This is a genomic window from Roseateles sp. AC306 (genome assembly GCF_979253795.1).
This window is the reverse complement of sequence record NZ_CEEDEB010000008.1, coordinates 59,644-84,942: the sequence shown is the minus strand read 5'-3', so window position 1 is coordinate 84,942 and position 25,299 is coordinate 59,644. Positions and strand designations below refer to the sequence as shown.

Here is a 25,299-nt window from a genome sequence, read left to right as displayed (position 1 = left end):
CCTCGCGGGTTCCCCTCAAGGAACCCGCTGTCATGGAAAAGAACAACGCCCCTCTGTCGCCTGCCGAAGCCGCGCTGCGCGACGCCGCCCTCGACTACCACCGCAGCCCGACGCGCGGCAAGATTTCGGTCACGCCGACCAAGGCGTTGAGCAACCAGCGCGACCTGTCGCTGGCCTACTCGCCGGGCGTCGCCTATCCCTGCCTCGACATCGAGCGCGATCCGTCGCTGGCGGCGGAGTACACCTCGCGCGGCAACCTCGTCGGCGTCATCACCAACGGCACGGCCGTGCTGGGCCTGGGCGACATCGGCCCGCTCGCGGCCAAGCCCGTTATGGAAGGCAAGGGCTGCCTGTTCAAGAAGTTCGCCGGCATCGACGTGTTCGACATCGAACTGGCCGAGCGCGACCCGGACAAGCTGATCGACATCATTGCCGCCATGGAGCCGACGCTCGGCGGCATCAACCTCGAGGACATCAAGGCGCCCGAGTGCTTCTACATCGAGCGCGAGCTGTCCAAGCGCATGAACATCCCGGTGTTCCACGATGACCAGCACGGCACCGCCATCATCTCGTCGGCCGCGCTGCTGAACGGGCTGGAGCTGGTGGGCAAGGACATCGCCAAGGTCAAGGTGGCCGTGTCCGGCGCGGGCGCTGCGGCCATCGCCTGCCTGGACGTCATGGTGGGCCTGGGCGTGAAGCGCGAGAACGTGTTCGTCTGCGACTCGCGCGGCGTCATCCAGTCAGAGCGCGAGGACGCCAAGTCCGGCAAGCTGGATGAATCCAAGCAGCGCTATTGCCAGCTCACGAAGGCCCGCACGCTCGCCGACGTGGTCGACGGCGCGGACGTCTTCCTCGGCTGCTCGGCGGCCGGCGTGCTGACGGCCGAGATGGTCAAGACCATGGGCACGCAGCCGATCATCCTGGCGCTGGCCAACCCCGAGCCGGAGATCCGTCCCGAGCTGGCCAAGGCCGTGCGGCCGGACTGCATCATCGCCACCGGTCGCAGCGACTATCCCAACCAGGTCAACAACGTCTTGTGCTTCCCCTACATCTTCCGCGGCGCGCTGGACTGCGGCGCCACCAAGATCACCGAGGGCATGAAGCTGGCTTGCGTGCGTGAGATCGCCGCGTTAGCCAAAGCGGAGACGAGTGACGAAGTGGCTGCCGCCTATGCCGGCCAGGAGCTGGCGTTCGGGCCGGAATACCTCATTCCGAAGCCTTTCGACGCCCGCCTGATCCTGCGCATCGCGCCTGCCGTCGCGGCGGCTGCGGCGGCCGATGGCGTCGCCACGCGGCCGGTGGAAGACCTGGCCGCCTACCGCCAGTCGCTGGAGCGCTTCGTCTACCAGACCGGCATGTTCATGCGCCCGGTGTTTGCCGCCGCCAAGGCCGCGCCGGCGCGCGTCATCTACGCCGAGGGCGAGGACGAGCGCGTGTTGCGCGCCGTGCAGGTGGCGCTGGACGAAGGCATCGCCAGGCCCACGCTGATCGGCCGCCCCGCCGTGCTGGAAGCGCGCATCCAGCGCGCCGGCCTGCGCCTGAAGCTCGGCGACGACGTGGCCGTCATCGACCCCGAGGACGACCCGCGCTTCCGCCTGTACTGGGAGGCGTACCACGCCCGCATGAAGCGCAACGGCGTGACGCCCGAGATGGCCAAGTCGGCCGTGCGCCGCTCCAACACGGCCATCGGCGCGCTGGCCATCGAGCTGGGCGATGCGGATGCCATGATCTGCGGCATGGTCGGCCGCTTCGACCGCCATCTGGAGCAGGTGAAGGACCTCGTCGGCCTGCGCGACGGCGTGCGCCAGTTCGCCGCAATGAACGCGCTGGTGCTCGACAAGATGACGCTGTTCATCACCGACACCTTCGTCAACGACGACCCGACCGCCGAAGAGCTGGCCGACATCGCCGCGATGGCCGCCGACGAGCTGCGCCGTTTCGGCCTGCCGCCCAAGCTGGCCTTCGTCAGCCACTCGATGTTCGGCTCCAGCACGCGGCCGTCGGCCGTGAAGATGCGCCGCGCCCACGAACTGTTCTCGGCTCAACACCCCGAGGTGGAGTGCGACGGCGAGATGCATGGCGACGCGGCGCTGTCCGAGAGCGTGCGCCAGGCCTTCCTGCCCGACAGCAAGCTCACGGGTGCTGCCAACCTGCTGGTGCTGCCGACTCTGGATGCGGCCAACATCCTCTTCAATGTGCTGAAGATCAGCGCCAGCCAGGGCGTGACCATCGGCCCCATCCTGCTCGGCGCCGCGGCGCCGGTGCACATCCTGACCCCGTCGGCGACGGTGCGCCGCATCGTCAACATGACGGCTCTGGCGGTGGCCGACGTGCTGGAAGCGCGCTCATCGAAGGGCTGAACTGCGCCAGCGCGACGCCGGCGAGGATGACCCCGGCGCCCAGCAGCTTGGGCGCGGTGAACTGCTCGCCGCCCCAGGCCCAGGCGGTGAAGCCGGCGACGAGGGGCATCAGGTAGATCAGCGGCGCGGTGCGGGCCACGCCGCGCCGCTCGTTGGCCCAGCCCCAGGCCAGCCAGCCGATGAAGCCGCCGCCGGCAACCTGCCAGGCGGTGCCCGTCCAGACCCACGTGGGTTGCGCTGACCAGTCGAGTGCAGACAGTGACGGCGCGCACCACAGCAGCATCGGCAGCGTGCAGATCAGGCTGCCGTAACCCAGCACCGTCACGCCGCCGTGGTGCTGGATGAGCGGCTTGCTCGCGACCGTGTAATAACTGAACAACGCAGCGGCAGCGAGCAGCGTCAGGTCGCCGAGGCCGGCGTGCCAGTCGGCGGCCAGCAGCTTGTCAGACGTGAAGACCAGCGCACCGGTGGCCGCCGTCACGACACCCGCGACTTGGCCGCGTGACAGCCGCTCGACGCCGGTGGCACGCAGGATCAGCAGCGTGAACACCGGCCCGCAGGCCAGCAACACGCTGGCGCTGAAAGCCGTCGAGCCCTGCATGCCCAGCGCGGACAGCAGCAGGTGCAGACCCTGGCCAATGAGCGTGAGCCGCACCAGCGGCCACACCTCGCCGCGGTCGAGTCGCGGCCAGCGCATGCCGAAGCGCCAGCACAGCAGCGCCACCGCGCAGAAGGGCACGAGCAGATAGCGCAGGCCGAGAAAGGCCACCGGCCCGACCTCGCCGAACAGCGCCTTCTGCAGCGGGAAGTTCATGCCCCAGGTCAGCACGACGGCCAGCGCGGCTAGCAATGGGGCGGTGTGTCGGTCCTTCATTTGCGCTAGCATATTCCCATATGAGAGAAGAATTCTCTGAAGTGAGCGAAGAGGGCGAGTTCGAGCGTCAGCTTGCCGAGCGGCTGCTGGCCTTGCGCCTGGCCGCCGGCTGGTCGCTGGACGAACTGGCCACGCGCAGCGGCGTCAGCCGTGCCACGCTGTCGCGGCTTGAGCGTGCCGAGACCAGCCCCACGGCCACGCTGTTGTCCCGCCTGGCCCGCGCACACGGCCTGCCGCTCAGCCGGCTGCTGGCCGATGCCGAAGCCTTGCCCGTGCGCCTGCTGCGCGCGGCCGACCAGCCGCGCTGGCACGACCAGCAGAGCGGTTTCGAGCGCCTGATGCGTTGCCCGCCGCTGGCCGGCTTCGCCACCGAGGTCATCGAGGCCCGCCTCGCGCCGGGTGCCGAACTGGCCTACGACGAGCCCACCGTCGCGCGGCTGGAGCACCACCTCTGCCTGCTCGACGGCCAGCTGCGGCTGACGCTGCAGGGCCAGGCCTTCGAGCTGAAGGCCGGCGACTCGATCAGCTTCCGTGCCTTGAGCCGCAGCGTTTTCGCCAACCCCGGCAATGCGCCTGCTCGATACCTGCTGGCGATGACCGTGCCTGCTCTGTAACTGCCAGCCAACGACATGACCGACGACCTGCCTGCCCGCCTCGCCCCGCTCGACCCTGGCCACGCCGATGCCCAGGCCTTGATGGCGCAATCCGAGGCCTTGATGAGCGCCCTCTACCCGAGCGAGAGCAACCACTTCGAGCCGGCCGACGGGCTGCGCCCACCCAGCGGCGCGTTCTGGGGGCTGTGGCTGGGCGAGACGCTGGTGGGCTGCGGTGGCGTCAAGTTCCGTGCGCCCGAGGGCGAGCCCGTCTACGGAGAGATCAAGCGTGTTTTCGTGCTCGACAACGCGCGCGGCCGGGGCGCCGCCAAGCAGATCATGGGCAGGCTCGAAGCCGAGCTGATCCAGCGCGGCGTCCACCTTGCGCGGCTGGAAACGGGCATCCACCAACCCGAGGCGCTGGGCCTGTACAGGCGGCTGGGCTACGTCGAGTGCCCACCGTTCGCTGGCTACGCACTCGACCCGCTGAGTGTTTTCTTCGAGAAGGTCCTGCTGCCCGCCGCGCACTGAAATGCGGCGAAACTCGCGGGGGCTTCAGCGGACCATAATTCCGCGCCCCCAGACAAGTTGAGACAAGCCATGACCCGCGCTACCAAGATCGTCGCCACCCTCGGCCCTGCTTCCAACACGCCGGAGGTGCTGGAGAAGATGATTCGCGCCGGTGTCGACGTGGTGCGGCTGAACTTCTCGCACGGCAAGGCGCAGGATCACATTGATCGCGCAACCATGGTCCGCGCCGCCGCCGAGCGCGTCGGCAAGTCGGTGGCCATCATGGCCGACCTGCAAGGCCCCAAGATCCGCGTCGGCAAGTTCGAGGGCGGCAAGATCGAGCTGATCCCCGGCAACAAGTTCATCCTCGACGCCGACCGCACCGAGCTCGGCAACCAGGACATCGCCAGCCTCGACTACAAGGAACTGCCGCGCGACGTGAAGCCCGGCGACACGCTGCTGCTGAACGACGGCCTGCTGGTGCTGATCGTCGAGCACGTGCGCGGCGCTCAGGTGCACACCGTCGTCAAGCTGGGCGGCGAGCTGTCCAACAACAAGGGCATCAACAAGCAGGGCGGCGGCCTGACGGCGCCGGCGCTGACCGGCAAGGACATGGAAGACATCAAGACCGCGATGTCCTTCCAGTGCGAATACCTGGCGGTGAGCTTCCCGAAGAACGCCACCGACATGGAGATGGCGCGCCAGCTGGCCAACGTGGCCGGCGAGCCCTATCGCCACAAGCCGGCCATGATCGCCAAGATCGAGCGTTACGAGGCCATCCCCCACCTCGAAGCCATCCTGAAGGCCAGCGACGGCATCATGGTGGCGCGCGGCGACCTGGCCGTTGAAGTCGGCAACGCCGCCGTGCCGGCGCTGCAGAAGCGCATGATCAAGATGGCCCGTGCGCTGGACAAGGTGTCCATCACGGCCACGCAGATGATGGAGTCCATGATCGTCAACCCGGTGCCCACGCGCGCCGAGGTCAGCGACGTGGCCAACGCCGTGCTGGACGGCACCGACGCGGTCATGCTGTCCGCCGAAACGGCCGCTGGCAAGTACCCCATCGAGACCGTCGAGCAGATGGCCAATATCGCGCTGGAGGCCGAGCGCGCCGAGGACGTGACGCTGGACACCGACTTCGCCGGCCGGCAGTTCGGCCGCATCGACCAGTCCATCGCCATGGGCGCGCTGTTCACGGCGCACCACCTGGGCTGCAAGGCCATCCTGGCGCTGACCGAGTCCGGCTCCACGGCGTTGTGGATGAGCCGCCACCGCATCAACGTGCCCATCTTCGGCCTGACGACGCAGGTCATCAGCCAGCGCCGCATGGCGCTGTACCGCAACGTCAAGCCGCTGCTGATGCCCCAGTTCGAGGACCGCGACCAGGCCCTGGCCGCTGCGGAAAAGATCCTCGTCGACCGCGGCGTGCTGCGCCCCGGCGACACCTATGCCATCACCTGCGGCGAGCCGATGGGCTACCCGGGCGGCACCAACATGCTGAAGGTCTGCCGCGTTCAATAGACCACCCCCTACCGGCTTCGCCGGCCCCCTCAAGGGGGCACTGCCGACGGCCCGGCAAAGCCGGTTCCGTGGCAGTCGCTGGAGGAGAAGCCGTCGCAAAGCGACGGCTTCACAACTCAGTGACTGTGGCCTACATGGCTTTTTGGCGGTAGCTCCGCTCCCGGTTCGGCCAGGCTTTCAAGAATCGCGCAGGCCGGCTCGTCGCCCTGGCAGCGCGCCCTCAAGGCCAGCAACTCCTTTTCCAGTTCCTGCAACGCCGCGATGCGCGCGCTGACGTGGCCGATGTGCGCGTCCAGCAGCGCATGGGCCTCGCCATCGTGGCCGCCGCCCTGCAACGCCAGAAGCGCGCGCACTTCGGCGAGGTTCATGTCCAGGGAGCGGCAGCGGCGGATGAAGTGAAGGCGTTCGGCATCCGTCGGGCCGTACACGCGGTAGCCGGCGTCCGTACGCGGCGGAGGCGCCAGCAAGCCCTCACGCTCGTAGTGGCGGATGGTGTCGACCGGCGTGGCGGTCATGCGAGCGAGTTCCCCAATGCGCATGCTTTCATTTTTGCAGTTGACTCTGGTGTGGCTCCAGGGTTTGCAATGCAGACCTGCGCCAACTGAGGTCTTTGCATGAGCCACGCCTGCCACCACCACCATGACGAACCCAGCCCCGGCAACTCGCCGGCCTACCGACGCGTGCTCTGGGCTGCACTGCTCATCAACGCGGCCATGGCCGTGGTCGAGATCACCTGGGGCTGGCGTGCCGGCTCGCTGTCTCTGTGGGCGGATGCGCTGGACTTCATCGGCGACGCGGCCAACTACGGCGCTTCGCTGGCCGTGCTGTCGGCCGGCCTGCTGTGGCGGGCGCGCATGGCCTGGGTCAAGGGCTGGGCGATGGCGATCTTCGGCGTGGGTGTGCTCGCGCGTGCGGCCTGGGCGGTGTTGAACGGCGAGCCGCCGCAGGCCGAGACCATGGGCATCGTCGGCACGCTGGCGCTGCTGGCCAACGTCGGCGTGGCGGTCATGCTGTACGCCTGGCGCGAGGGCGACGCCAACATGCGCGCCGTCTGGCTGTGCAGCCGCAATGATGCGCTCGGCAATGTGGCCGTGATGGCGGCCGCTGCTGCCGTGGCCTTCACCGGCCAGGCCTGGCCGGACCTGCTGGTGGCGGTGGCGATGGCCAGCCTGGCCCTGCATTCGTCGCGCGAGGTGGTGCGACAGGCGCGGTCCGAACTCAGCCGGGCTTAACTCAGGGCGAGCGCCAGCACCGTGAAGGCCATGACGGCCGTGGCCAGCCAACCCATGGCGCGCAGCCGCTTGCCGATGGCGTGGCCGCCCATGATGGCCGGGCGCGAGGCCAGCACCATCATCGCCACCATGATGGGCACGGCCGTGACGCCGTTGAACACCGCCGACCAGAACAGTTCCTTGACCGGGTCCATGGCCGTGAAGCACAGCGCCACGCCGCCCAGCGTGGCCGCGGCAATGACACCGTAGAAGCCGCGACCCTCGCCGCGCTCCAGCTTCAGGCTGAGCGAGCCGCGCCAGCCCGCGACCTCGGCCACCGCGTAAGCCGCCGACCCCGCCAGCACCGGCACCGCCAGCAGCCCCGTGCCGACGATGCCCAGCGCGAACAACAGCGCCGCGTGCTCGCCGGCCACCGGGCGCAGCGCCTCCACCGCCTGGGCCGAGGTCTGGATGTCCGTCACGCCGGCCGCATGCAGCGTGGCGGCGGTAGTCAGCATGATGAAGAAGGCGATGAGGTTGGAAAAACCCATGCCGATGTTGGTGTCGATCTTGATGCGCCGCAGATGCTGCTTCACCTCCTGCGGCGTGTGCGGCTCGCCCGGGCCCGCGTTGCGGTCTTCCACCTCCTGGCTGGCCTGCCAGAAGAACAGGTAGGGGCTGATCGTCGTGCCGAAAACGGCCACCAGCATCAGCAGCGTGTCGCGGTTCCAGCGCAGGTCGGGGTGCAGCGTGCGGGCCAGCACCTCGCGCCAGTCCAGGCCGACGACGAGGATGACGCCGACATAGGCCAGCAGCGCCAGCGTCAGCCACTTGAGCCAGCGCACATAGCCGTGATACGGCAGGAAGACCTGCATCACGGCGCAGGCCAGGCCGAAGGTGAGGGCGTAGACATGGGCCGAGCCGCCCACCAGCAGGCGCAGCGCCTCGGCCATGGCGGCGATGTCGGCGGCGATGTTCAGCGTGTTGGCCGCCAGCAGCAGGCCGACGAGCGCCAGCAGCACCGGCCGCGGGAAGGCGCGCTTGAAGTTGGCCGCCAGCCCCTGGCCGGTGACGTAGCCGATGCGCGCGCTGACGACCTGGATCGCCGTCATCAGCGGCAGCGTGAAGACCAGGCTCCACAGCATCGAATAGCCGAACTGCGCGCCGGCCTGCGAGTAGGTGGCGATCCCGCTGGGATCGTCGTCCGCTGCGCCGGTGATGAGGCCGGGGCCGAGTTGGCGGAGGTAGCGGCGCAGGCGGTTGAGCATCGCACCAGCCTAAGGTCCGGCGACGCACCCAGGGTGTCGCCAGCCTTGCCAGTCGCGTCAAGAACTGTTGCGCGACTGGATGCGGCGCGTCTCGCCGATGGCCAGCGTGAAGAACGTGTCCTCCGCCAGGCCCAGTTCGGCGCGCTGACGTTCGAGCTGGCGTGGCGGCTCATCCAGCGATTCGTCGGTCAGCTCGAAGGTGCCCCAGTGCACGCCCAGCGACCGCTTCGCTCCGAGGTCGGTGTGGATCTTCAGCGCCTCCTCGACGTTGACGTGCTGGGCCTGCATGAACCAGCGCGGCTCGTAGGCGCCGATGGGAATGAGCGCGATGTCGAAGCCGCCCTCCTTTTGGCGCTCGGCGAAGCGCTCGCGTATGTCGGCGAAGTCGCGCGAATAGCCGGTGTCACCGGCGAAGAAGAGCTGGCAATCGGTCGCGAACACGGCGAAGCCGCCCCACAGCGTCTTCATGCGGTCGTTCAGGCCGCGTGCCGACCAATGCTGGGCCGGCACGAGCACGATCTCGACGCCATCGAGCGTCTCGCTCTGCCACCAGTCCAGCTCGACGACGCGTGCGATGCCACGCGCCTCGAACCAGCGCTTCAGCCCCAGCGGCACGACGAACAGCGGGCTGCCGCCCGGCTGGCTCGCGAGGCTGCGGCAGGAGGCCAGGTCGAGGTGGTCGTAATGGTTGTGCGAGACGAGCACGGCGTCGATATGCGGCAGATCGACCAACGCCACGCCGGGCGGCTGCTCGCGCTTCGGACCGGCGAACGAGAACGGCGAGGCGCGCTCCGAGAAGACCGGGTCGGTCAGCAGGTTCAGGCCGCCGAGCCGGGCGAGCACGGTGGCGTGGCCAATCCAGGTCACGGCCGGCGCGGTGTTGCTGCGGATGAAGGCCAGGTCTGCCGCAACCGTCGGGATGGGCGCTACCGGCCGCTTGGGCAGGCCCAGCCGCGACGCGTTCCAGCGCCAGCGCAGCACGTCGGCCAGCGACTTGGGCTCGAAGTCGCCGTGATTGTTCTGGAAGCCGCCGTCACGGTGGTGGGGCGGGCGGCTCACTGGGTCACGATCTCGCGGTGGAGGAAAGCCATGCGCGCCAGCAGCCGGTTCTGCACGGCGAACGGCACCTTGGCCTTGTCCATGGCCCGCTGCAGGTGTTCCACCAGCGTGTTGAAGTCGCCCTTGGCGATGCCCAGGTGGGCGTGTGCGTCCTTCATGCCCACGCCTTCATAGACGCAGGGGCCGCCGGCCACGACGCAGAAGTAGTCGGCCAGCACGCCCTTCAGGTACTTCATGTTGATGCCGTCGAAGAAGCGCGCAATGCGCGCGTCCTGCTGCATGGTGTCGTAAAAGTCGTTGGTGAAGCGCTGGATGTTTTCGCGGCCGCCAAGGTCCTGGTAGAGCTTGTCGTCGGCCGGGATGGGCGCGGTGCCTGGGATGACGGTGCTGGGAGGCTGGGCCAGCGCCAGCGGTGCGGCGAGCGCGAGGGCCAGGGCGGCAAACAGCAGGCGGGACTTCATCGGGCCAGTCTAGCGGTGGCCCCGGCGCCGTCGTGGCAGCGCCGGCGGCTTTTCGTGCGCTGGTCACGCGCGTGCTGCGGCGTCGATCGGCCTGGCGTGCGCCGGGACCGACGGGCGCGGCATGATGCGCCCCATGGGCAGGATGCGACTTTGTTGGGGGCGGTGGATGCTGGGCGGCGCGTCTGCGCTGCTGTGTGCGCTCGCGGGCGCCGAGCCGGCCCGGCCCCTGGTCATGCTGGTGGAGACCAGTGCACTGATGCCGCATGCCCGCATTGACGGCGACCATGTCGTGGAAGGGCTGAACCTGGAGATCGGCCAGGCCCTGGCGCGCCGCATGGGCCGCGGGCTGGTGGCCAGGCCGACGCCGCGCAAGCGCCTGGCCGAGGCACTGCAGCGCGGCGAGGGCGACATGCTGTGCGACTACCAGAGCGACTGGCTGCCCGGCGCGTTCGCGTGGAGCCGGCCCTTCATCCCCGACCAGGCCTTGCTCGTCACGGTGGCCACGGCGCCAGCACCGGCCGGCTTGACGGCGCTGGCCGGTCAGCCAGTGGGCACGGTGCGCGGCTATGTCTACCCCGAGATGGCCGACACGTTGCGCGCCGGCTTCGTGCGCGACGACGCGCCCGATGCGGTGGTCAATCTGCAAAAGCTCGAACTCGGCCGCGTGCGGCATGCGCTGACCGGCCGGCGCGTGCTGGAGTACCAGCAGCGCACCGGCCACTTCAAGCTGGCCCTGCATGCGCCGCTGGTGGTGTCCGAGGTGCTGGCGCAGTGCGCGCTGTCGCCCGGCAGCCCGGTGCGCCTGCCGGCGCTGAACGCGGCCATCCAGGGCCTGGTGAACGATGGCGAACTGGCGCGGCTGATGGCACGCTACCGCTAGCCCGCTAGCCCGCCAGCTCCCGGTGCAGCCAGGCACGCGCAAGCGCCCAGTCGCGCTTGACGGTGGCACGGCTGAGGTCCATCACCTCGGCAATCTCCTCCAGCTCCAGGCCGCCGAAGAACTTCAGCTCGACGACCTTGGCTGCGCGCGCGTCCTGCTGCTCGAAGGCCAGCAGCGCCTCGTGCACGCGCAGCACGTCCGCATCCGCGCCACCGGCCACCTGCTGGGCCTCGGTCAGCGTCAGCGGCACCAGCATGGCCTCGCGCTTGGCGGCCTGCTTGGCCAGCGCATGGTTGACGAGGATGCGCCGCATCATCAGCGCCGCCACTCCCAGGAAATGGCTGCGGCTCTGCCACTCGGTGCGCGTCTGCTGCGCCATGCGCAGCCAGGCTTCGTGCGTCAGCGCCGTGGCGCTCAGCGTGTGCCCGGCGTGCTCCTTGCGCATCTGCGCGCTGGCGCAGCGGTGCAGCTCGTCGTAGAGGCTCTGGTTCAGCGCTTCGGACGGCGCGGCGGGTTGGGGCATGCAGAAATTCTTGCATGCATGGTCGGGGGCCATGGTCCTTTTGGCCGCGATCCGCTGCGTGTAGGGAATGAGGCCCGACGTTTCTGCCGGGCCCGCCCTCAGGAGCCTGTCATGTCCCGCCGATTCCTCGCCTCTCTCGCCGTACTGGCCGCCCTGTGCGGCGGTCTGCCGCAACCCGCCCTGGCGAAAGGCCCCGCGCCGGTGCTGCTGCCCCAGCCCTTCGACCTGGCCCAGGCCACAGCCAGCCTGGTGGAGGTGACCAACGTCAAGGCGCTCAAAGGCCTGAAGCGTGTTGCCGTGCCGCAGTTCAGCATCGAGTTCGTCACCAGCGACAACGTCAGCGCCGAGACCTCCGGCTTTGCCGCCGCCGGCCGCGCCAGCGTGACCGGCTACTACCGCCTCGTCGGTGTGGCCGAACCCGAGTTCCAGGCGCTGACCGAGCAGCTCTACGCCAGCTTCGTGCAGGCCTTGCAGGCCCAGGGCCTGGAGGTGCTGACGCCCGAGCAGCTCGCTGCGGCGCCGACGTGGAAGAAGCTGGTGGCCGGTGGCCTGCCGCTGCCGCTGCGGGCCGACACCAGCACCACCGTCGCGCCTGCCGGCATGGCGCTCTACGGCGGCAACCGCATGATGGCCAACCACGGCAAGGGGGCGCTGGGGGCGCTGGCGGGCTTGAGCGCCGGCATCTCGGCCATCGCCGAGGCGACCGACAACGTCACGCTGCAACAGGAACTGGGCGGCGCCGCGCTGCTGGAGGTGGCGATGCGCCTGCACTTCGCCGGCCTGACGAACGAAAACAAGGGCTTCTTCGGCCGGCTCAGCAGCACCGCCGCGGTCAGCGCCAAGGCGCATCCCATCCTGACGCAGGCGCGCATGCAGGTGTTTGCCGGCGCGGACGGCTCCCTGATCAGCGCCAAGGCGCCGCTGCTGCTGGACCCGGCCGCGTTTTCGGAGATGCGCAAGGAGGCGGCCACGACGGGCGAGATCGCCGGCGCCGTCGCCGTCGGCCTGCTGCGCATGGCCATCGGTTCCAAGGACAGCAGCTCCAGCGAGAAGTACGAGGTCGTCACCGACCCGCAGCGCTACAACGAACGCATCGGTGCCAACCTGATGCAGACCCAGGCGATGCTGATTGCCCGCATGGTCAACGAGCGTTGAGGCCGGGACACTGCGGCATGAACAAGCCCGAAGAGTCCTGGCGCCGCGTGAAGGCGGTGTTCGATGCGGTGCTGGACCTGCCGCCCGCCGAGCGTGAGCCCCTCATTGCCGAGGCCGCGCTGCCGCCCGAATTGCTGGCCGAGCTGCACAGCCTGCTGCAGCATCACGGCGAAGCCACTGGCGGCTTCCTGGCCGAGGCCGCGGCGGTGCCGGGCGACGACTGGACCGGTCGCCGGCTGGGCGCCTGGCTGCTGGTGCGGCTGGTGGGCGCGGGCGGCATGGGCGAGGTCTACGAGGCGCAGCGCGCCGATGGCAGCTACGAGGGCCGCGCGGCCATCAAGCTGCTGCCTGATGGCGGAAAGGGCCGGGGCGCCGGCTGGCTGGCGCGCTTCGAGCAGGAGCGGCGGCTGCTGGCGCGCGTCAACCATCCGAACATTGCGCAGCTCATGGACGCGGGCATGACGCCCGGGGGCCAGCCCTATTTCGTGATGGAGTTCGTCGATGGCCAGCCGCTGGACGAGGCTGCGCGCGGCCTGCCGGTGGAGGGACGCATCGCGTTGATGCTGCAGCTCTGCGACGCCGTCGCCTTCGCGCACCGCCAGTTGCTCGTCCACCGCGACCTGAAGCCCGGCAACGTGCTCGTCGATGCCCAGGGCCGCGTCAAGCTGCTGGACTTCGGCATCGCCAAGGCCATCGCGCCCGACGGCGCCGAGCTGGATGCGACGCAGGCCGGCGCGATGACGCCCAACTACGCCAGCCCCGAGCAGGTGCGCGGCGAGCCGGTGGGCACGGCCACCGACATCTACAGCCTGGGCGTGCTGCTCTACCTGCTGCTGACCGGCGTGCGCCCCACCGGCCGCGAGGCCACCACGCCGCAGGAGGCTGCGCGCAGCGTGCTGGAGGACGAGCCCACCCGCCCCAGCCGCCTCAGCCCCGACGACGTGGGCGACCCGCAGTGGCTGGCCCAGGCGCGCACGCTGCAGGGCGACCTCGACAACATCGTGCTGAAGGCGCTGGAGAAGTCGCCCGAGCGCCGCTATGCCAGCGTCGACGCTTTGGCGGCGGACCTGCGCGCCTACCTCGGCGGCTACCCCGTCAGCGCCCGCGCGCCCACCTGGGGCTACCGCACGGCGAAGCTGCTTGCCCGCAACCGGATGGCCAGCGCCTTGGGCGCGCTGGGCCTGGTGGCGCTGCTGGGCGGCCTGGCGGCCACGAGCTGGCAGGCCCGCGAGGCGCGGCTGGCGCAGGGGCTGGCCGAGCAACGCCTGGCCGAGGTGAGGCGGGTCACGCACGACCTGGTGTTCGGCTTCGGCGACAGCGTGGAATACCTGCCGGGCGGGCAGAAGATCAAGCTCGACCTGCTGCGCGACACCCATGCCGCGCTGGAGCGCCTGCTGCCCACGCTGGGCGGCGACACGGCGGTGGTGGCGGACATGGCCCAGGTGCAGGTGCGCATGGCCGAGGCACTGATGCCCGGCTACCCCGGCTCGCTGGAAAAGCCCGAAGACGCCCGCCGCCATGCCCAGGCCGCCATGGACCTGGTGGCCCGCGCCTGGCCCACGCAAAAGGGCAATGCGCTGTTCGCGACGTATGCCTCGCGGGCCTACAACGTGATGGCTTCGGCCGAGCAGGAGGCGGGCCGGCTGGAGGAGGCTGTCACGCTGACGCGCCAGGGCCTGAAGCTCGCCGAGGAGAGCCACGGCCTGGCACCCCCGGGCGTGGACCGCCTGCGGCTGCTGGGCGCCATCACCGCGTCGCAGTTCAACCTGGGCCTGCTGCTGGACGACAACGGCCAGGGCCTGGACCGGCCGGCCGACGCCATGAAGGCCTACGAAGCCGCGCGGGTGGGTGCGCTGGCGCAGCTAGACATGAAGGCAGAGATCGCGGCCGTCAACGCCACGCTGCGGCCCGAGGAGACCCGCCTGGAGGCCGAGCTGGGGCAGACCCAGTCCGTCATCGCCGGCGCCATCGCGTCCTCGCGGCTGCGCCGGGGCGACTACGCCGGCTCCGCCGAGGCGCGTCGCGAGAACGTCGAGCATCTGCGCCGCGTGCAGCCCATGCACCCCGAGCAGCAGCAGTTCTGGGGCAGCCTCGCGGCCACGCTGTTCATGCAGGCCGAGCTGGAGCTGCAAATGGCCCATCCGGTCGACGCGCTGAAGGCGATGCGCGAGAGCATGAGCTGGACCGAGCGCCTGCTGGAGAAGGACGCCGACAACCCGCGCTGGCCCGGCGACCGTGGCGCCCGCGCGTTGACGCTGGGCACGGCGCTGGCCCGGACCGGCGCCGCCGCCGAAGCGCGGCCCTGGCTGGAGCGCACGCGCGCCTACTGGGCCGCCGAGGCGGCCAAGGCCCGCAACGCGCGCAACCGGCGTTCGCTGGCCTTGAGCGAGCTGCGGCTGGCCGGCCTGCATGGCGATGCGAAAGCAATGAAGACTGCAGCGGCGGCGCTGCAGGCCCTGTCGGACGCCGAGCCCGGCAGCGCAGACAACGCCTTGGCCGCCGCCGACGCCGCCTATGCCCTGGCCGACAGGCCTGCCGCCTGCGCCGCCTGGAACCGTGCCGCGCCGCTGCGGCCGCTGCCGCCGCAGGCGCTGGCCTGGCGCGCTGAGCTGGGCTGTTAGGTCAGCCTTCCGTGATGCGCCTGGCCAGGTGGGCCAGCGCTTCTTCCACCTGGTCCACCAGCACCAGGCAGAGGTCGCCCGGCTGCAGGCGTTCCAGCGCACGGTCGATGGCGGTGAACTCGCCGATGATTTCCTCGATGTGCTTGGTGCGCGATGCGCCTTCAAGGCCGGCGCGCAGCAGGGCCACGACCTCGCCGGCCGCGCGGCCGCGCTGGCAGGCGTCTTCGTAGAGGATGACCTCGTCGAAGGCGGCGCCGAGGATCTCGGTCTGCACGCGGATGTCCTCATCGCGCCGGTCGCCCGCGCCGCTGATGACGACGCTGCGCGTCTTCGCCGGCAGCGCGGCGACGGCGCCCACGAGGGCCTTCATCGCGTCGCCGTTGTGGCCGTAGTCGGCAATGACGGTGGCGCCGCGGAAGTCCATCACGTTGAAGCGGCCGGGCGCGTTGTCGGCATCGTTGGCGAAGCTGGCCACGCCGCGGCGGATGGTGTCCCAGTCCAGCCCGACGGCCCAGCCTGCGGCCACCGACGCCATTGCGTTCTCGACCTGGAAGCCGATCAGGCCGCCGCGCGTGATCGGGATCTCGCGCAGCGGAATGCTTTCGCGCCACACGCCCTGGGCGGCGATGAGCTGGTCGCCGTCGACGTAGACGCAGCGCTTGCCCTGCGCGCGGTGCGTCGCCATCACCGGGTGGTGGCGGTCGGCAGCGAAGTAGATGACCTGGCCGGGGCAGATGGCAGCCATCTGCGCGGTCAGGGGGTCGGTCGCGTTCAGCACGGCGTAGCCGCTGGGCGCCACGTTCTGCACGATGACGCGCTTGACGAGCACCAGGTCTTCCGCCGTGTGCAGGAAGTTCATGCCCAGGTGGTCGCCCGCGCCGACGTTGGTGACGACGGCGACCTGGCAGCGGTCGAAGCCCAGGCCTTCGCGCAGGATGCCGCCGCGCGCGGTTTCCAGCACGGCGGCTTCCACGTCCGGGTGCATCAGCACGTTGCGGGCGCTCTTGGGACCGGAGCAGTCGCCGCTGTCGATCTGGCGGCCGTCGACGTAGACACCGTCGGTGTTGGTCATGCCGACCTTGAGGCCGCAGCTGGCGAACAGGTGGGCGATGAGACGAGTGACCGTCGTCTTGCCATTCGTGCCGGTGACGGCGACGACCGGGATGCGGCCGTCCTCAGCCTTCGGGCCGGTGCCGAACAGGTGGCCGACGATGCCTTCGCCGACATTGCGGCCCTTGCCGTAGCTGGGCGACAGGTGCATGCGCAGGCCCGGCGCGGCGTTCACCTCGACGATGCCGCCGCTGATCTCTTCCAGTGGCCGCAGCACGCTCTCGGCGACGATGTCGACACCGCAGACATGCAGGCCCACGACCTGGGCCGCCGCGATGGCGCGGGCCGCCACCTCAGGGTGCACGTCGTCCGTCACGTCGGTGGCGGTGCCGCCGGTGCTCAGGTTGGCGTTGTTGCGCAGGATGACGCGCTGGCCCTTCTCGGGCACGGACTCCGGGGTCAGGCCTTGCTGCACGAGGCGCGCGACGGCGATGTCATCGAAGCGGATCTTGGTCAGCGACGTGGCATGGCCATCGCCCCGGCGCGGGTCGGCGTTGACCTTGTCGACCAGCGCCTTGACCGTGAGCTTGCCGTCGCCGATGACGTGCGGGGGGTCGCGGCGGGCGGCGGCGATGAGCTTGTCGCCGATGACGAGCAGGCGGTAGTCGGAGCCCGGCAGGAATTTCTCGACCATCACATGGCCGATCTCGTCGGCGGCCTTGTAGGCCGCTTCGATGCCTTCGCGCGTCGTCACGTTGACGGTCACGCCCTTGCCCTGGTTGCCGTCCTGCGGCTTGACGACGACGGGCAGGCCGATGTCCTGCGCCACTTCCCACGCGTCGTCGACCGACTCGACCGGCCGGCCCGTGGGCACCGGCACGCCAGCGGCCTGCAGCAGGCGCTTGCAGAGGTCCTTGTCCTGGGCGATGGATTCGGAGACGGCGCTGGTTGCGTCCACCTCGGCCGCCCAGATGCGGCGCTGCTTGGCCCCCCAGCCGAACTGCACCAGGCTGCCCTGCGTCAGGCGCCGGAACGGGATGCCTCGCGCCAGGGCCGCGTTGACGATGGAGCCGGTTGAAGGGCCGAGGCGGATGTCCTCGTCCAGCTCGCGCAGCTGGGCCAGCACCGCGTCGGCATCGAACTCGCCACCGTCCTGCGCGGCCTTGAGCAGCTTGACCGCGTGCTCGAAGGCCAGGCGGCCGACGTCTTCCTCGCTGTACTCGATGACGAGCTGGTAGGTGCCGGCCTCGGGCGTCACATGCGTCTGGCTGAAGGTGACGGGGCAGCCGGCCTGGGCCTGCAGGGCCAGCGTGGCCTGCTCCAGCACCTGGGCCAGCGAGGCGTCGGTGCGCAGCTCGCCGATGCTGGGAAAGAGCTTGCGCAGGCGGGGCTCGAAGCCGGGCAGCCGCTCGAGCGAGCGCTCGGCGTCCAGGCAATTCACGACGGCCTCGATGGCCGTGTGGCGGCTCCACATATTGGGGCCACGCAGGGCGCGGATGCGGGAAACGTCCATGTTCTTGTCGTTTATGCCAGGTGGAGGTCGGGAACGAAGGTGTCGAGGCCGGCGGCGATCAACTCGGGTGAGATGCCCAGCGCCCAGGCTGCGGCGACGGCGGCCAGCAGCGTGGAGGCGTCGGTGGCCTTGGGGCCAAAGCGGCGCAGCAGTGCGTCGATGTTGGCGCCGGGCGTTTCCGCCGGGCCGTGGGCCAGCACCGCAGCACCGCCACGCAGGAAGACCGCTCGGCCGCCCCGGTCGCGGTGTTGCTGCAGGGCTTCGAGGTTGCCGTCTTCGGCGTAGAAAACCACCTCGCCATCGCTCAGCTCGGCCATGTCGACCAGGCGCGGATGGGCTGCATTCAACACGGCGGCACCGTCGCTCAAGACCACGTCGACTTGCGTGCGCAGCACCTTGTAGAGCTGGTCGGCGTCCTGGACGTCGAACTCCGCCAGGGCCGGTATGCCGTCGAGGTCGGTGACGACGCCGACGGCCGCGCGGTCATAGGCCAGGCCGTCGCGCAGGATGGAGGCCGGGTCGTTCTCGATGACGACGGCATTGACGCCGCGGTTCATCAGCAGGCGGTGGGCGGCGTCCCAGCGGGCGCTGTTCTTCTTCTCGACGCGGCGGGTGCCCAGGAACAGGCCGTCGCGGCAGGCCAGGCCGACGTGGCGGCCGTTCAGGTGCAGCAGCCAGGCGACCAGGCGGGTGATCTGGTGCCCGCCCACCGAGCCAGCCACGCCGACGATGGGGATGCGGCCGTTCTCGTCCTCGGCGAAGAGGTGGTCGATGATGGCCTGGCCCACCGGCTGAGGCGAGCCGCCGGCGGGTTTCAGGTGCATCAGCAGACCCGGGCCGGCGTTCACCTCGACGATGGCGCCGCCGGTCTCGCTCAAGGGCTTGGAGATGTCCTCGGTGACGAGGTCGACGCCGGCGATGTCCAGGCCGATGGTGCGCGCGGCGAGGGACACGGCGTGCGCCACCTCTGGATGGACCTCGGCCGTGCAGTCGATGGCGACATTGCCGTTGCGCTGGATCAGCACGCCCTTGCCGGCAGGCGGCACCGCTTCGGGCGCAAAGCCCTGGCGCTGCAGGTCCAGCAGCACGACGGCGTCTTCGCCCAGCGTGATGCGGTTGAGCGGGAAGTCCTCGGTCAGGCCACGGCGCGGGTCGGTGTTGATCTGCAGGTCCACCAGCTCGGCGATGGTGTGCTTGCCGTCGCCATGCACCCACGCAGCCTCGCCGCGCGCGGCGGCCACCATCTGGCCGCCGACGACCAGCACGCGGTGCTCGTTGCCCTTGATGTAGCTTTCCACCAGCACGGACGAGCCTTCAGCTTCGGCCAGCTTGAAGGCCGCTTCGCAGTCAACTTCATTGGCGATGTCCAGCGTCACGCCACGGCCATGGTTGCCGTCGCTGGGCTTGATGACGACGGGCAGGCCGAGGTCCTGCGCGGCGCGCCAGGCCTCGGCGGCCGTCTTGACCTCCTCGCCCTCGGGCACCGGCACGCCGACGGCCTTGAGCAGCGTCTTCGTCAGGTCCTTGTCGCCAGCGATGCCTTCGGCGATGGCGCTGGTCATGTCGGTCTCGGCCGTCCAGATGCGGCGCTGGCGCGCCCCATGGCCCAGCTGCACGAGGTTGCCGTCGTTCAGGCGGATGTGTGGGATGCGGCGGTCCGTCGCGGCGGCGACGATGGCTGCGGTGGACGGGCCGAGATAGCAATCGTCCAGCTTGTCTCGCACGCGGGCCGTTGCGGCGGCCACGTCGAAGGCTTCGTCGTTGATGACGGCCATGAGCAAGGCGTGGCCCTCGGCCAGCGCTGCACGCGCGACCTGCTCGTCACGCGCCCGGAACACCATGCGGTAGACGCCGGGCTTGGAGGTGGAGCGCGTCTGGCCGAAGCCCGTGGGCATGCCGGACAGGTTGAGCAGCTCGATGACGACGTGCTCCAGCACATGGCCCATCCAGGTGCCGTCACGCAGCCGCTCGATGAAGCCGCCACGCTCGCCGACGCCGCAGTGGTGCTCGATCAGCGCCGGCAGCGCGGTCGTGAGTCGGTCGTTGAAGCCGGGTAGCAGGTGGCTGGGGTGGTCTTCCAGTTCGCCCAGGTCCAGCCAGACTTCCAGCACCGGCCTGTAAGTCCACATGTTGGGACCACGCAGGTAGTTGACGCGCAGAACTTCGATGTCGCGGCGGATGTCTTCTTTTTTGCTCATGAGGTAGGGGGTAGGCGCGGCAAGCGCTGGGAATTGTGCGCCGAAGTCATGGCGGAGAATTGCTGCAAGCCGTTGGAGCCAACAAGAACATGCAAGACCTTCCCACCGCAACACCGCATCCGCAAACGGCCGCTCTTCAAGGGCGGCTCCTGGCTGGTGAGAACGTGGTGGCCACGCTGGAGGTTGACCTCGATGCCCACGGCCACTTCGCCCAGGGCCTCATTGCGCTCACAAATGCACACCTGTTGGCCTTCGAGCCCGCCAGCGGTACCTGGAGCGACCACCGCCTAGAGCCCGGCCAGTCGCTCAAGCTGAGCGACCATGGCGGCCTGGCTTTCCTGGAGCTGTTCGACGGCGAGAAACGCCTGGCGCGCTGGCGTTTCACGCTGGCCCAGAACCCTGCGGCGGTGCGACTTGTCGATGCCTTCGAGCGCGAGCTTCAGCGACTGGCGGGCCACGTGGCGACCGATTCGGAGGACGACGGCGAGGACTCCGCCTTCGACTTCGGCGAGGCCAGCAAGCCGCCCAGCACCTGGGTGCTGCTGCGGCTGTGGCGCTTCGCTCGGCCTTACCGGGGCCAACTCCTGCTCGGCTTCACGCTGATGCTGGGCGCAACCGGCGCGACGCTGGTGTCGCCTTACCTCGCCATGCCGCTGATGGACCGGGTGCTCATCCCGTTCCAGAACGGCCAGCAGATCGACCCCGGGCTGGTGACGTTGCTGCTGGGCGGGCTGTTCGGCGCGGCGCTGGTGTCCTGGGGCCTGGGGTGGGCCAAGACCTATCTGCTGTCGCTGGTGTCCGAGCGCATTGCGGCCGACCTGCGCACCGCCACCTTCGAGCACCTGCTGGGGCTGTCGCTGGAGTACTTCGGTAACAAGCGCACCGGCGACCTGATGGCCCGCATCGGCTCCGAGACCGACCGCATCTCGGTCTTCCTGAGCCTGCACGCGCTGGACTTCATCACCGACGTGCTGATGCTGGCGATGACCTCCATCATCCTGTTCAGCATCCACCCCGGCCTGGCCCTGGCCACGTTGGTGCCGCTGCCCTTCATCGCCTGGCTCATCCACCTCGTACGCGACCGGCTGCGCACCGGTTTCGAGAAGATCGACCGCGTCTGGGGCGAGGTCACCAATATCCTGGCCGACACCATCCCCGGCATCCGCGTCGTCAAGGCCTTCGCGCAGGAGAAGCGCGAGGCGCGGCGGTTCAAGGAGGCCAACGCCAACAACCTGCATGTCAACGACCGGCTCAACAAGACCTGGAGCCTGTTCACGCCCAGCGTCGCGCTGCTGACCGAGATGGGCCTGCTGGTGGTCTGGGGCGTCGGCATCTGGCTGATCGCGCACCAGAGCATCACCGTTGGCACGCTGACGGCCTTCCTGGCCTACATCGGCCGCTTCTACGGCCGGCTGGACTCGATGAGCCGCATCGTCTCGGTCACGCAGAAGGCCGCGGCCGGCGCCAAGCGCATCTTCGACATCCTCGACCACGTCTCCAACGTGCCGGACCCTGTCAACCCGCAGCCGTTCGAGAACGTCACCGGCGCCATCTCCTTGCAGGCCGTCAACTTCCGCTACGGCTCGCGCTCCATCATTCGCAACCTCAACCTGGACATCCACCCCGGCGAGATGGTGGGCCTGGTGGGCCACAGCGGCTCGGGCAAGAGCACGCTGGTGAACCTGATCTGCCGCTTCTACGACGTGACCGAGGGCGGCATCAAGGTCGACGGCGTGGACCTGCGCCGCATCAAGGTGACCGACTACCGGCGCCACATCGGCCTGGTGCTGCAGGAGCCCTTCCTGTTCTTCGGCACCATCGCCGAGAACATCGCCTACGGCAAGCCGGATGCGAGCCGCGACGAGATCGTCGCCGCCGCCCGCGCCGCCCATGCGCACGAGTTCATCCTGCGCCTGGCGCATGGCTACGACAGCCTCGTGGGCGAGCGTGGCCAGGGCCTGTCGGGCGGCGAGCGCCAGCGCATCTCCATCGCCCGCGCGCTGCTGATCGACCCGGCCATCCTCATCCTCGACGAGGCCACCAGTGCCGTCGACACCGAGACCGAGAAGGAGATCCAGAACGCGCTGGACAACCTCGTCAAGGGCCGCACCACCATCGCCATCGCCCACCGCCTGTCGACGCTGCGCAAGGCCGACCGCCTCGTGGTGATGGACCGTGGGGAGATCGTCGAGCTGGGGCCGCATGATGAACTGATCGCCCAGCAGGGCCACTACTGGCGGCTGTGGGAAGCCCAGGCCCGTCGCGTCGAGGACGAGGGCGGCGACGATGGCGGCCTGATGGTGGTCGCTCCCAACCCCAGCGCTCACACCGCTGATGCTTGAGATGGAAAACCGACATGACAGCCCCTGATCGCGATCTCGAACTGGCCGCTGCCTGCACCGAGCATGGCTTCGACCTCAGTGTTCCGCTGCAGATCGGCGGCAGCTACACCTCGCTGGTGCGTGATGGCCGAACGCTCTATCTGAGCGGGCAGCTGCCGCGTATCGGCGACCACGTCTCCGTGACCGGCGTCGTCGGTGCCGAAGTGAGCCTGGACCGTGCCAAGCGGGCCGCCGCCATCGCCATGCTGCGCGCCCTCACGCTGCTGCGCCATGAGCTGGGCAGCCTGGAGCGCCTGAAGGGCGTGCTGCGGGTGACTGTCTTCGTCCACTGCACGCCGGACTTCACGCAGCACAGTGAAGTGGCCGACGGCGCGTCCGACCTGCTTTGGCGCGTGCTCGGCAGCGCCGGCGCGCACACGCGCACCTCGGTCGGCGTGCTGCAGCTGCCCAAGAACGCGGCGGTCGAGATCGACCTGATCGCCGCTGAAGCCGAGGCCTGAATGTCCATGCTTCCTTTTCGCGACCTGCACCTGGACGTCAACGGCCGGCTGGTGCTGACCGACCTGAACGGCGCCGCCCATGTGGGCGTCACGCCCGTGCGCGCCCACCCGATCTCGGCGCCGGACGAGGGCCTGTCCCTGGTCGGCGTGCATGGCCACGAGCTGGCCTGGATCGAGCGCGTCTCGGCCCTTCCCGACGGCCCGCGCAAGCTGCTCGAGGCCGAGCTCGCTGCACGCGAGTTTCACCCCACGCTCAAGCGGCTGATCTCGGTCAACACCTTCGCCACGCCCAGCACCTGGCGCATCGAGACCGATCGCGGCGAGATCGACTTCGTGCTGAAGAGCGAGGAAGACATCCGCCGCCTGGACGACAGCCGCCTGCTCATCACGTCCACGCATGGCGTGCAACTGGAGGTGCCGGACCGCTGGGCGCTGGACAAGCCGTCGAAGCGGCTGCTGGAGCGGTTTCTTTGATCCGCTTGCAAGGCCTGGACCACCTCGTGCTGCGCGTCGTCGACCTCGACGCCGTGCTGGCCTTCTACGTCGGTGTGCTGGGCTGCGCCATCGAGCGCCGCCAGGACGAGATCGGCCTCGTGCAACTGCGCGCCGGCCGCTCGCTGATCGATCTCGTGCCCGTGGACGGCAAGCTGGGCCGCATGGGCGGTGCGGCGCCGGGCGCTGAGGGCCGCAACCTCGACCATTTCTGCCTGCGCGTCGAGCCCTTCGACGAGGCCGAGATCCGCGCCCACCTTGCGGCGCATGGCATCGCTGCCGGCAAGACCGAAAGCCGTTACGGTGCCGAAGGCGAAGGGCCGTCGATCTACCTCAGCGACCCCGAGGGGAATGTCGTCGAGTTGAAGGGGCCGCCTGCATGAAGCCATTGACCCGGGCCATCGTCTGGGGCGGCCTGCTGGCCGGCACCGGCGACCTCGTCTTTGCGCTGAGCTACTACGGCATGAAGCTCAAGGTCTTCCAGACCGTTGCGGCCGGTCTCATCGGCAAGGAGGCGGCGTTCAGCGGCGGGCAGCAGACCTTCGCGCTGGGCGTGGCCCTGCACTACGGCATCGCGCTGATCTGGGCGGCGCTCTTCTGCCTCGCCGCCCTGCGCCTGCCGGCCCTGCTGCGCAACGCGACGACCGCAGGCCTCGTCTATGGTCTGGTCGTCTACTTCGGCATGAACAACGTCGTGCTGCCGCTGTCGGCCCTGCACACGCCGTTCTGGCCGCCGAAGCTCGACATGGCGGCCATCGCGGCGCATTGCCTGGTGTTCGGCCTGCCCATCGCGCTGGCAGCGCGGCGCAGCCTTGTCGGGCCGCCGCAGCGCTGAACGCATCTGCTTATGCGCCGGCCGCGCAAGGGCGCGGGCGCTCCAGCAGAATCTCGACACCATGCCCGTCCTGCCCACCAAACTGCCCAACACGGGCACCACCATCTTCACCGTCATGTCAGCCCTCGCGGCAGAGCATGGCGCCGTCAACCTCGGCCAGGGTTTCCCGGACTTCAGCGCCGACCCGGCGCTGCTGCAGGCCGTGACGGACGCGATGGCCGCCGGCCACAACCAGTACCCGCCGATGACCGGGGTGCCGGCGTTGCGCCAGGCCGTGGCCAGGAAGCTCAACGACCTCTACGACTCGGCCTACGACGCCGACCGCGACATCACCATCACCGCCGGCGGCACGCAAGGCATCATCACGGCGCTGCATGCCTGCGTCGGTGCCGGCGATGAGGTCCTCATCATCGAGCCGGCCTACGACAGCTACGACCCGGCCATCCGCTTGGCCGGCGCCATCCCCATCGGCGTGCCGATGACGCCGGACTACCGCATCGACTTGCCGGCCGTTCGCGCCGCCATCACGCCTCGCACGCGCGCCCTGGTGCTGAACACGCCGCACAACCCCAGCGGCCGCGTGGCGACGGGCGACGACCTGCGCGAGTTGGAGCGCATCGCCGAAGCGCACGACCTCTTCGTCGTCAGCGACGAGGTCTACGAGCACATGGTGTTCGATGGCGCCCCGCACCAGAGCGTGGCGCGCTACCCGGCCTTGCGAGAGCGCAGCTTCCTCGTCAGCAGCTTCGGCAAGACCTTCCATGTGACGGGCTGGAAGGTCGGCTTCGTCGCCGCGCCGCCGGCCTTGAGCGCGGCCTTCCGCCGCCTGCATCAGTACACGGTGTTCACGGTCCACACGCCAACGCAGCACGCCATCGCCGCCTACCTCGCCAACCCGGCGCCGTGGGAGGGCCTGAGCGGCTTCTACCAGGCCAAGCGCGACAATTTCCGCGCTGCGCTGGCCGCCACGCCCTTGAAGCTGCTGCCTTGCGAGGGCACCTACTTCCAGACGGTGGACTACAGCGCCACGCCCAGGTTCGGCGACCTGCCCGAGCTGGAGTTCGCCCGCTGGCTGACGACCGAGATCGGCGTCGCGGCCATCCCGCTGTCGGTCTTCTACCAGCAGCCCCAGGAGCGCGGGCATGTGCGGTTCTGCTTTGCGAAGCGGGATGAGACGCTGGCGCTGGCGGCGGAGCGGCTGCAGCGCGGGCTTTGCGATTGATCGGCGAGACCCCGGTTCAGGGGCAGGGCATCACGTTGCTGACCTGACCTTGGGTTTATTCCCGGTGTGAAGTTGGAGCTAGCGCACTACATTCGCGAGTCACTTCAAACT

22 protein-coding genes are annotated in these 25,299 nt (G+C 69.5%); 14 read left to right on the top strand and 8 right to left on the bottom strand.

What is annotated here, in order from left to right; all coding sequences use genetic code 11:
• The first annotated feature begins 32 nt into the window (after positions 1-32).
• Complete coding sequence (locus AC0IZJ_RS16750; protein WP_471851942.1) at positions 33-2,360, top strand: NADP-dependent malic enzyme; 2,328 nt, start codon at positions 33-35, stop codon at positions 2,358-2,360.
• On the opposite strand, the gene AC0IZJ_RS16745 is transcribed toward AC0IZJ_RS16750, so the two are convergent.
• Positions 2,302-3,234: a DMT family transporter gene (locus tag AC0IZJ_RS16745; protein WP_471851939.1), complete on the bottom strand. Its 933-nt coding sequence runs from the start codon at positions 3,232-3,234 to the stop codon at positions 2,302-2,304. The two genes, AC0IZJ_RS16750 and AC0IZJ_RS16745, sit on opposite strands and share 59 nt — an antisense overlap.
• A gap of 20 nt (positions 3,235-3,254) precedes the next feature.
• Between AC0IZJ_RS16745 and AC0IZJ_RS16740 the strand changes: the two genes are divergently transcribed.
• From AC0IZJ_RS16740 to pyk, 3 genes are all read left to right on the top strand, one after another.
• Positions 3,255-3,848: a helix-turn-helix domain-containing protein gene (locus AC0IZJ_RS16740; RefSeq protein ID WP_471851937.1), complete on the top strand. Its 594-nt coding sequence runs from the start codon at positions 3,255-3,257 to the stop codon at positions 3,846-3,848.
• Between the two features lie 15 nt (positions 3,849-3,863).
• Positions 3,864-4,358: a GNAT family N-acetyltransferase gene (locus AC0IZJ_RS16735; protein WP_471851935.1), complete on the top strand. Its 495-nt coding sequence runs from the start codon at positions 3,864-3,866 to the stop codon at positions 4,356-4,358.
• 69 nt (positions 4,359-4,427) lie between these two features.
• A complete protein-coding gene (gene pyk / locus AC0IZJ_RS16730) occupies positions 4,428-5,858 on the top strand; it encodes a pyruvate kinase (RefSeq protein ID WP_471851932.1) in 1,431 nt (476 codons plus the stop codon).
• 116 nt (positions 5,859-5,974) lie between these two features.
• On the opposite strand, the gene AC0IZJ_RS16725 is transcribed toward pyk, so the two are convergent.
• Positions 5,975-6,397 (bottom strand): Cd(II)/Pb(II)-responsive transcriptional regulator, encoded by a 423-nt coding sequence (locus AC0IZJ_RS16725; RefSeq protein ID WP_471851930.1) that lies wholly within the window; start codon positions 6,395-6,397, stop codon positions 5,975-5,977.
• A 75-nt stretch (positions 6,398-6,472) separates the two neighbouring features.
• Between AC0IZJ_RS16725 and AC0IZJ_RS16720 the strand changes: the two genes are divergently transcribed.
• The gene (locus AC0IZJ_RS16720; protein WP_471851928.1) at positions 6,473-7,090 is read left to right on the top strand and encodes a cation efflux transmembrane domain-containing protein; all 618 of its coding nucleotides are present in this window, start codon (positions 6,473-6,475) and stop codon (positions 7,088-7,090) included.
• Here AC0IZJ_RS16720 and AC0IZJ_RS16715 read toward each other — a convergent pair.
• The 3 genes from AC0IZJ_RS16715 to AC0IZJ_RS16705 are packed head-to-tail and all read right to left on the bottom strand — an operon-like array spanning position 7,087 to position 9,857.
• Positions 7,087-8,337 (bottom strand): NRAMP family divalent metal transporter, encoded by a 1,251-nt coding sequence (locus AC0IZJ_RS16715; protein ID WP_471851926.1) that lies wholly within the window; start codon positions 8,335-8,337, stop codon positions 7,087-7,089. The two genes, AC0IZJ_RS16720 and AC0IZJ_RS16715, sit on opposite strands and share 4 nt — an antisense overlap.
• A 57-nt stretch (positions 8,338-8,394) precedes the next feature.
• The gene (locus tag AC0IZJ_RS16710; RefSeq protein WP_471851924.1) at positions 8,395-9,396 is read right to left on the bottom strand and encodes an MBL fold metallo-hydrolase; all 1,002 of its coding nucleotides are present in this window, start codon (positions 9,394-9,396) and stop codon (positions 8,395-8,397) included.
• Complete coding sequence (locus AC0IZJ_RS16705) at positions 9,393-9,857, bottom strand: group I truncated hemoglobin (RefSeq protein WP_471851922.1); 465 nt, start codon at positions 9,855-9,857, stop codon at positions 9,393-9,395. The genes AC0IZJ_RS16710 and AC0IZJ_RS16705 overlap by 4 nt, the downstream gene beginning before the upstream one ends.
• Before the next feature lie 133 nt (positions 9,858-9,990).
• Between AC0IZJ_RS16705 and AC0IZJ_RS16700 the strand changes: the two genes are divergently transcribed.
• The gene (locus AC0IZJ_RS16700) at positions 9,991-10,737 is read left to right on the top strand and encodes a substrate-binding periplasmic protein (protein ID WP_471851920.1); all 747 of its coding nucleotides are present in this window, start codon (positions 9,991-9,993) and stop codon (positions 10,735-10,737) included.
• A gap of 4 nt (positions 10,738-10,741) precedes the next feature.
• On the opposite strand, the gene AC0IZJ_RS16695 is transcribed toward AC0IZJ_RS16700, so the two are convergent.
• On the bottom strand, positions 10,742-11,260 hold the full coding sequence (locus AC0IZJ_RS16695; protein WP_471851918.1) for an ECF-type sigma factor: 519 nt from the start codon (positions 11,258-11,260) through the stop codon (positions 10,742-10,744).
• A 111-nt stretch (positions 11,261-11,371) separates the two neighbouring features.
• Here AC0IZJ_RS16695 and AC0IZJ_RS16690 point away from each other — a divergent pair, with 111 nt between their 5' ends.
• Both AC0IZJ_RS16690 and AC0IZJ_RS16685 read left to right on the top strand, forming a co-directional pair.
• Positions 11,372-12,415: a hypothetical protein gene (locus AC0IZJ_RS16690; protein ID WP_471851916.1), complete on the top strand. Its 1,044-nt coding sequence runs from the start codon at positions 11,372-11,374 to the stop codon at positions 12,413-12,415.
• Between the two features lie 17 nt (positions 12,416-12,432).
• Positions 12,433-15,036 (top strand): serine/threonine-protein kinase, encoded by a 2,604-nt coding sequence (locus AC0IZJ_RS16685; RefSeq protein ID WP_471851914.1) that lies wholly within the window; start codon positions 12,433-12,435, stop codon positions 15,034-15,036.
• Between the two features lies 1 nt (position 15,037).
• Here the strand turns inward: AC0IZJ_RS16685 and cphA are convergent, their stop codons facing one another.
• Together cphA and AC0IZJ_RS16675 are read right to left on the bottom strand one after the other, a co-directional pair.
• Positions 15,038-17,599 carry a cyanophycin synthetase gene (gene cphA, locus AC0IZJ_RS16680; protein WP_471851911.1) on the bottom strand — a complete coding sequence of 854 codons (2,562 nt, stop codon included), beginning with the start codon at positions 17,597-17,599 and terminating at the stop codon, positions 15,038-15,040.
• Positions 17,600-17,610: 11 nt separating this feature from the next.
• On the bottom strand, positions 17,611-19,797 hold the full coding sequence (locus AC0IZJ_RS16675) for a cyanophycin synthetase (RefSeq protein ID WP_471851909.1): 2,187 nt from the start codon (positions 19,795-19,797) through the stop codon (positions 17,611-17,613).
• Between the two features lie 89 nt (positions 19,798-19,886).
• On the opposite strand from AC0IZJ_RS16675, the gene AC0IZJ_RS16670 reads away from it, so the two are divergent.
• The 6 genes from AC0IZJ_RS16670 to AC0IZJ_RS16645 all read left to right on the top strand — a co-directional run bounded on the left by AC0IZJ_RS16670 (position 19,887) and on the right by AC0IZJ_RS16645 (position 25,188).
• Positions 19,887-22,139: a cyanophycin metabolism-associated ABC transporter gene (locus tag AC0IZJ_RS16670; protein WP_471851907.1), complete on the top strand. Its 2,253-nt coding sequence runs from the start codon at positions 19,887-19,889 to the stop codon at positions 22,137-22,139.
• Positions 22,140-22,153: 14 nt separating this feature from the next.
• Positions 22,154-22,639 (top strand): RidA family protein, encoded by a 486-nt coding sequence (locus tag AC0IZJ_RS16665; protein ID WP_471851905.1) that lies wholly within the window; start codon positions 22,154-22,156, stop codon positions 22,637-22,639.
• Positions 22,640-22,645: 6 nt separating this feature from the next.
• The gene (locus AC0IZJ_RS16660; protein WP_471852259.1) at positions 22,646-23,113 is read left to right on the top strand and encodes a cyanophycin metabolism-associated DUF1854 family protein; all 468 of its coding nucleotides are present in this window, start codon (positions 22,646-22,648) and stop codon (positions 23,111-23,113) included.
• Complete coding sequence (locus AC0IZJ_RS16655) at positions 23,110-23,514, top strand: VOC family protein (RefSeq protein WP_471851903.1); 405 nt, start codon at positions 23,110-23,112, stop codon at positions 23,512-23,514. Before AC0IZJ_RS16660 ends, AC0IZJ_RS16655 begins: the two co-directional genes overlap by 4 nt.
• Positions 23,511-23,966 carry a hypothetical protein gene (locus AC0IZJ_RS16650; protein ID WP_471851901.1) on the top strand — a complete coding sequence of 152 codons (456 nt, stop codon included), beginning with the start codon at positions 23,511-23,513 and terminating at the stop codon, positions 23,964-23,966. Before AC0IZJ_RS16655 ends, AC0IZJ_RS16650 begins: the two co-directional genes overlap by 4 nt.
• A 61-nt stretch (positions 23,967-24,027) precedes the next feature.
• Positions 24,028-25,188 (top strand): methionine aminotransferase, encoded by a 1,161-nt coding sequence (locus tag AC0IZJ_RS16645; protein ID WP_471851899.1) that lies wholly within the window; start codon positions 24,028-24,030, stop codon positions 25,186-25,188.
• The last annotated feature ends 111 nt before the right edge of the window (positions 25,189-25,299 follow it).

What these genes read in the sequence shown, in the direction of transcription:
- AC0IZJ_RS16750 (WP_471851942.1), top strand. Translation starts at nt 33, where the DNA reads ATGGAAAAGAACAACGCCCCTCTGTCGCCTGCCGAAGCCGCGCTGCGC.
- AC0IZJ_RS16745 (WP_471851939.1), bottom strand. Translation starts at nt 3,234, where the DNA reads ATGAAGGACCGACACACCGCCCCATTGCTAGCCGCGCTGGCCGTCGTG.
- AC0IZJ_RS16740 (WP_471851937.1), top strand. Translation starts at nt 3,255, where the DNA reads ATGAGAGAAGAATTCTCTGAAGTGAGCGAAGAGGGCGAGTTCGAGCGT.
- AC0IZJ_RS16735 (WP_471851935.1), top strand. Translation starts at nt 3,864, where the DNA reads ATGACCGACGACCTGCCTGCCCGCCTCGCCCCGCTCGACCCTGGCCAC.
- pyk (WP_471851932.1), top strand. Translation starts at nt 4,428, where the DNA reads ATGACCCGCGCTACCAAGATCGTCGCCACCCTCGGCCCTGCTTCCAAC.
- AC0IZJ_RS16725 (WP_471851930.1), bottom strand. Translation starts at nt 6,397, where the DNA reads ATGCGCATTGGGGAACTCGCTCGCATGACCGCCACGCCGGTCGACACC.
- AC0IZJ_RS16720 (WP_471851928.1), top strand. Translation starts at nt 6,473, where the DNA reads ATGAGCCACGCCTGCCACCACCACCATGACGAACCCAGCCCCGGCAAC.
- AC0IZJ_RS16715 (WP_471851926.1), bottom strand. Translation starts at nt 8,337, where the DNA reads ATGCTCAACCGCCTGCGCCGCTACCTCCGCCAACTCGGCCCCGGCCTC.
- AC0IZJ_RS16705 (WP_471851922.1), bottom strand. Translation starts at nt 9,857, where the DNA reads ATGAAGTCCCGCCTGCTGTTTGCCGCCCTGGCCCTCGCGCTCGCCGCA.
- AC0IZJ_RS16700 (WP_471851920.1), top strand. Translation starts at nt 9,991, where the DNA reads ATGGGCAGGATGCGACTTTGTTGGGGGCGGTGGATGCTGGGCGGCGCG.
- AC0IZJ_RS16695 (WP_471851918.1), bottom strand. Translation starts at nt 11,260, where the DNA reads ATGCCCCAACCCGCCGCGCCGTCCGAAGCGCTGAACCAGAGCCTCTAC.
- AC0IZJ_RS16690 (WP_471851916.1), top strand. Translation starts at nt 11,372, where the DNA reads ATGTCCCGCCGATTCCTCGCCTCTCTCGCCGTACTGGCCGCCCTGTGC.
- AC0IZJ_RS16685 (WP_471851914.1), top strand. Translation starts at nt 12,433, where the DNA reads ATGAACAAGCCCGAAGAGTCCTGGCGCCGCGTGAAGGCGGTGTTCGAT.
- cphA (WP_471851911.1), bottom strand. Translation starts at nt 17,599, where the DNA reads ATGGACGTTTCCCGCATCCGCGCCCTGCGTGGCCCCAATATGTGGAGC.
- AC0IZJ_RS16675 (WP_471851909.1), bottom strand. Translation starts at nt 19,797, where the DNA reads ATGAGCAAAAAAGAAGACATCCGCCGCGACATCGAAGTTCTGCGCGTC.
- AC0IZJ_RS16670 (WP_471851907.1), top strand. Translation starts at nt 19,887, where the DNA reads ATGCAAGACCTTCCCACCGCAACACCGCATCCGCAAACGGCCGCTCTT.
- AC0IZJ_RS16665 (WP_471851905.1), top strand. Translation starts at nt 22,154, where the DNA reads ATGACAGCCCCTGATCGCGATCTCGAACTGGCCGCTGCCTGCACCGAG.
- AC0IZJ_RS16660 (WP_471852259.1), top strand. Translation starts at nt 22,646, where the DNA reads ATGCTTCCTTTTCGCGACCTGCACCTGGACGTCAACGGCCGGCTGGTG.
- AC0IZJ_RS16650 (WP_471851901.1), top strand. Translation starts at nt 23,511, where the DNA reads ATGAAGCCATTGACCCGGGCCATCGTCTGGGGCGGCCTGCTGGCCGGC.
- AC0IZJ_RS16645 (WP_471851899.1), top strand. Translation starts at nt 24,028, where the DNA reads ATGCCCGTCCTGCCCACCAAACTGCCCAACACGGGCACCACCATCTTC.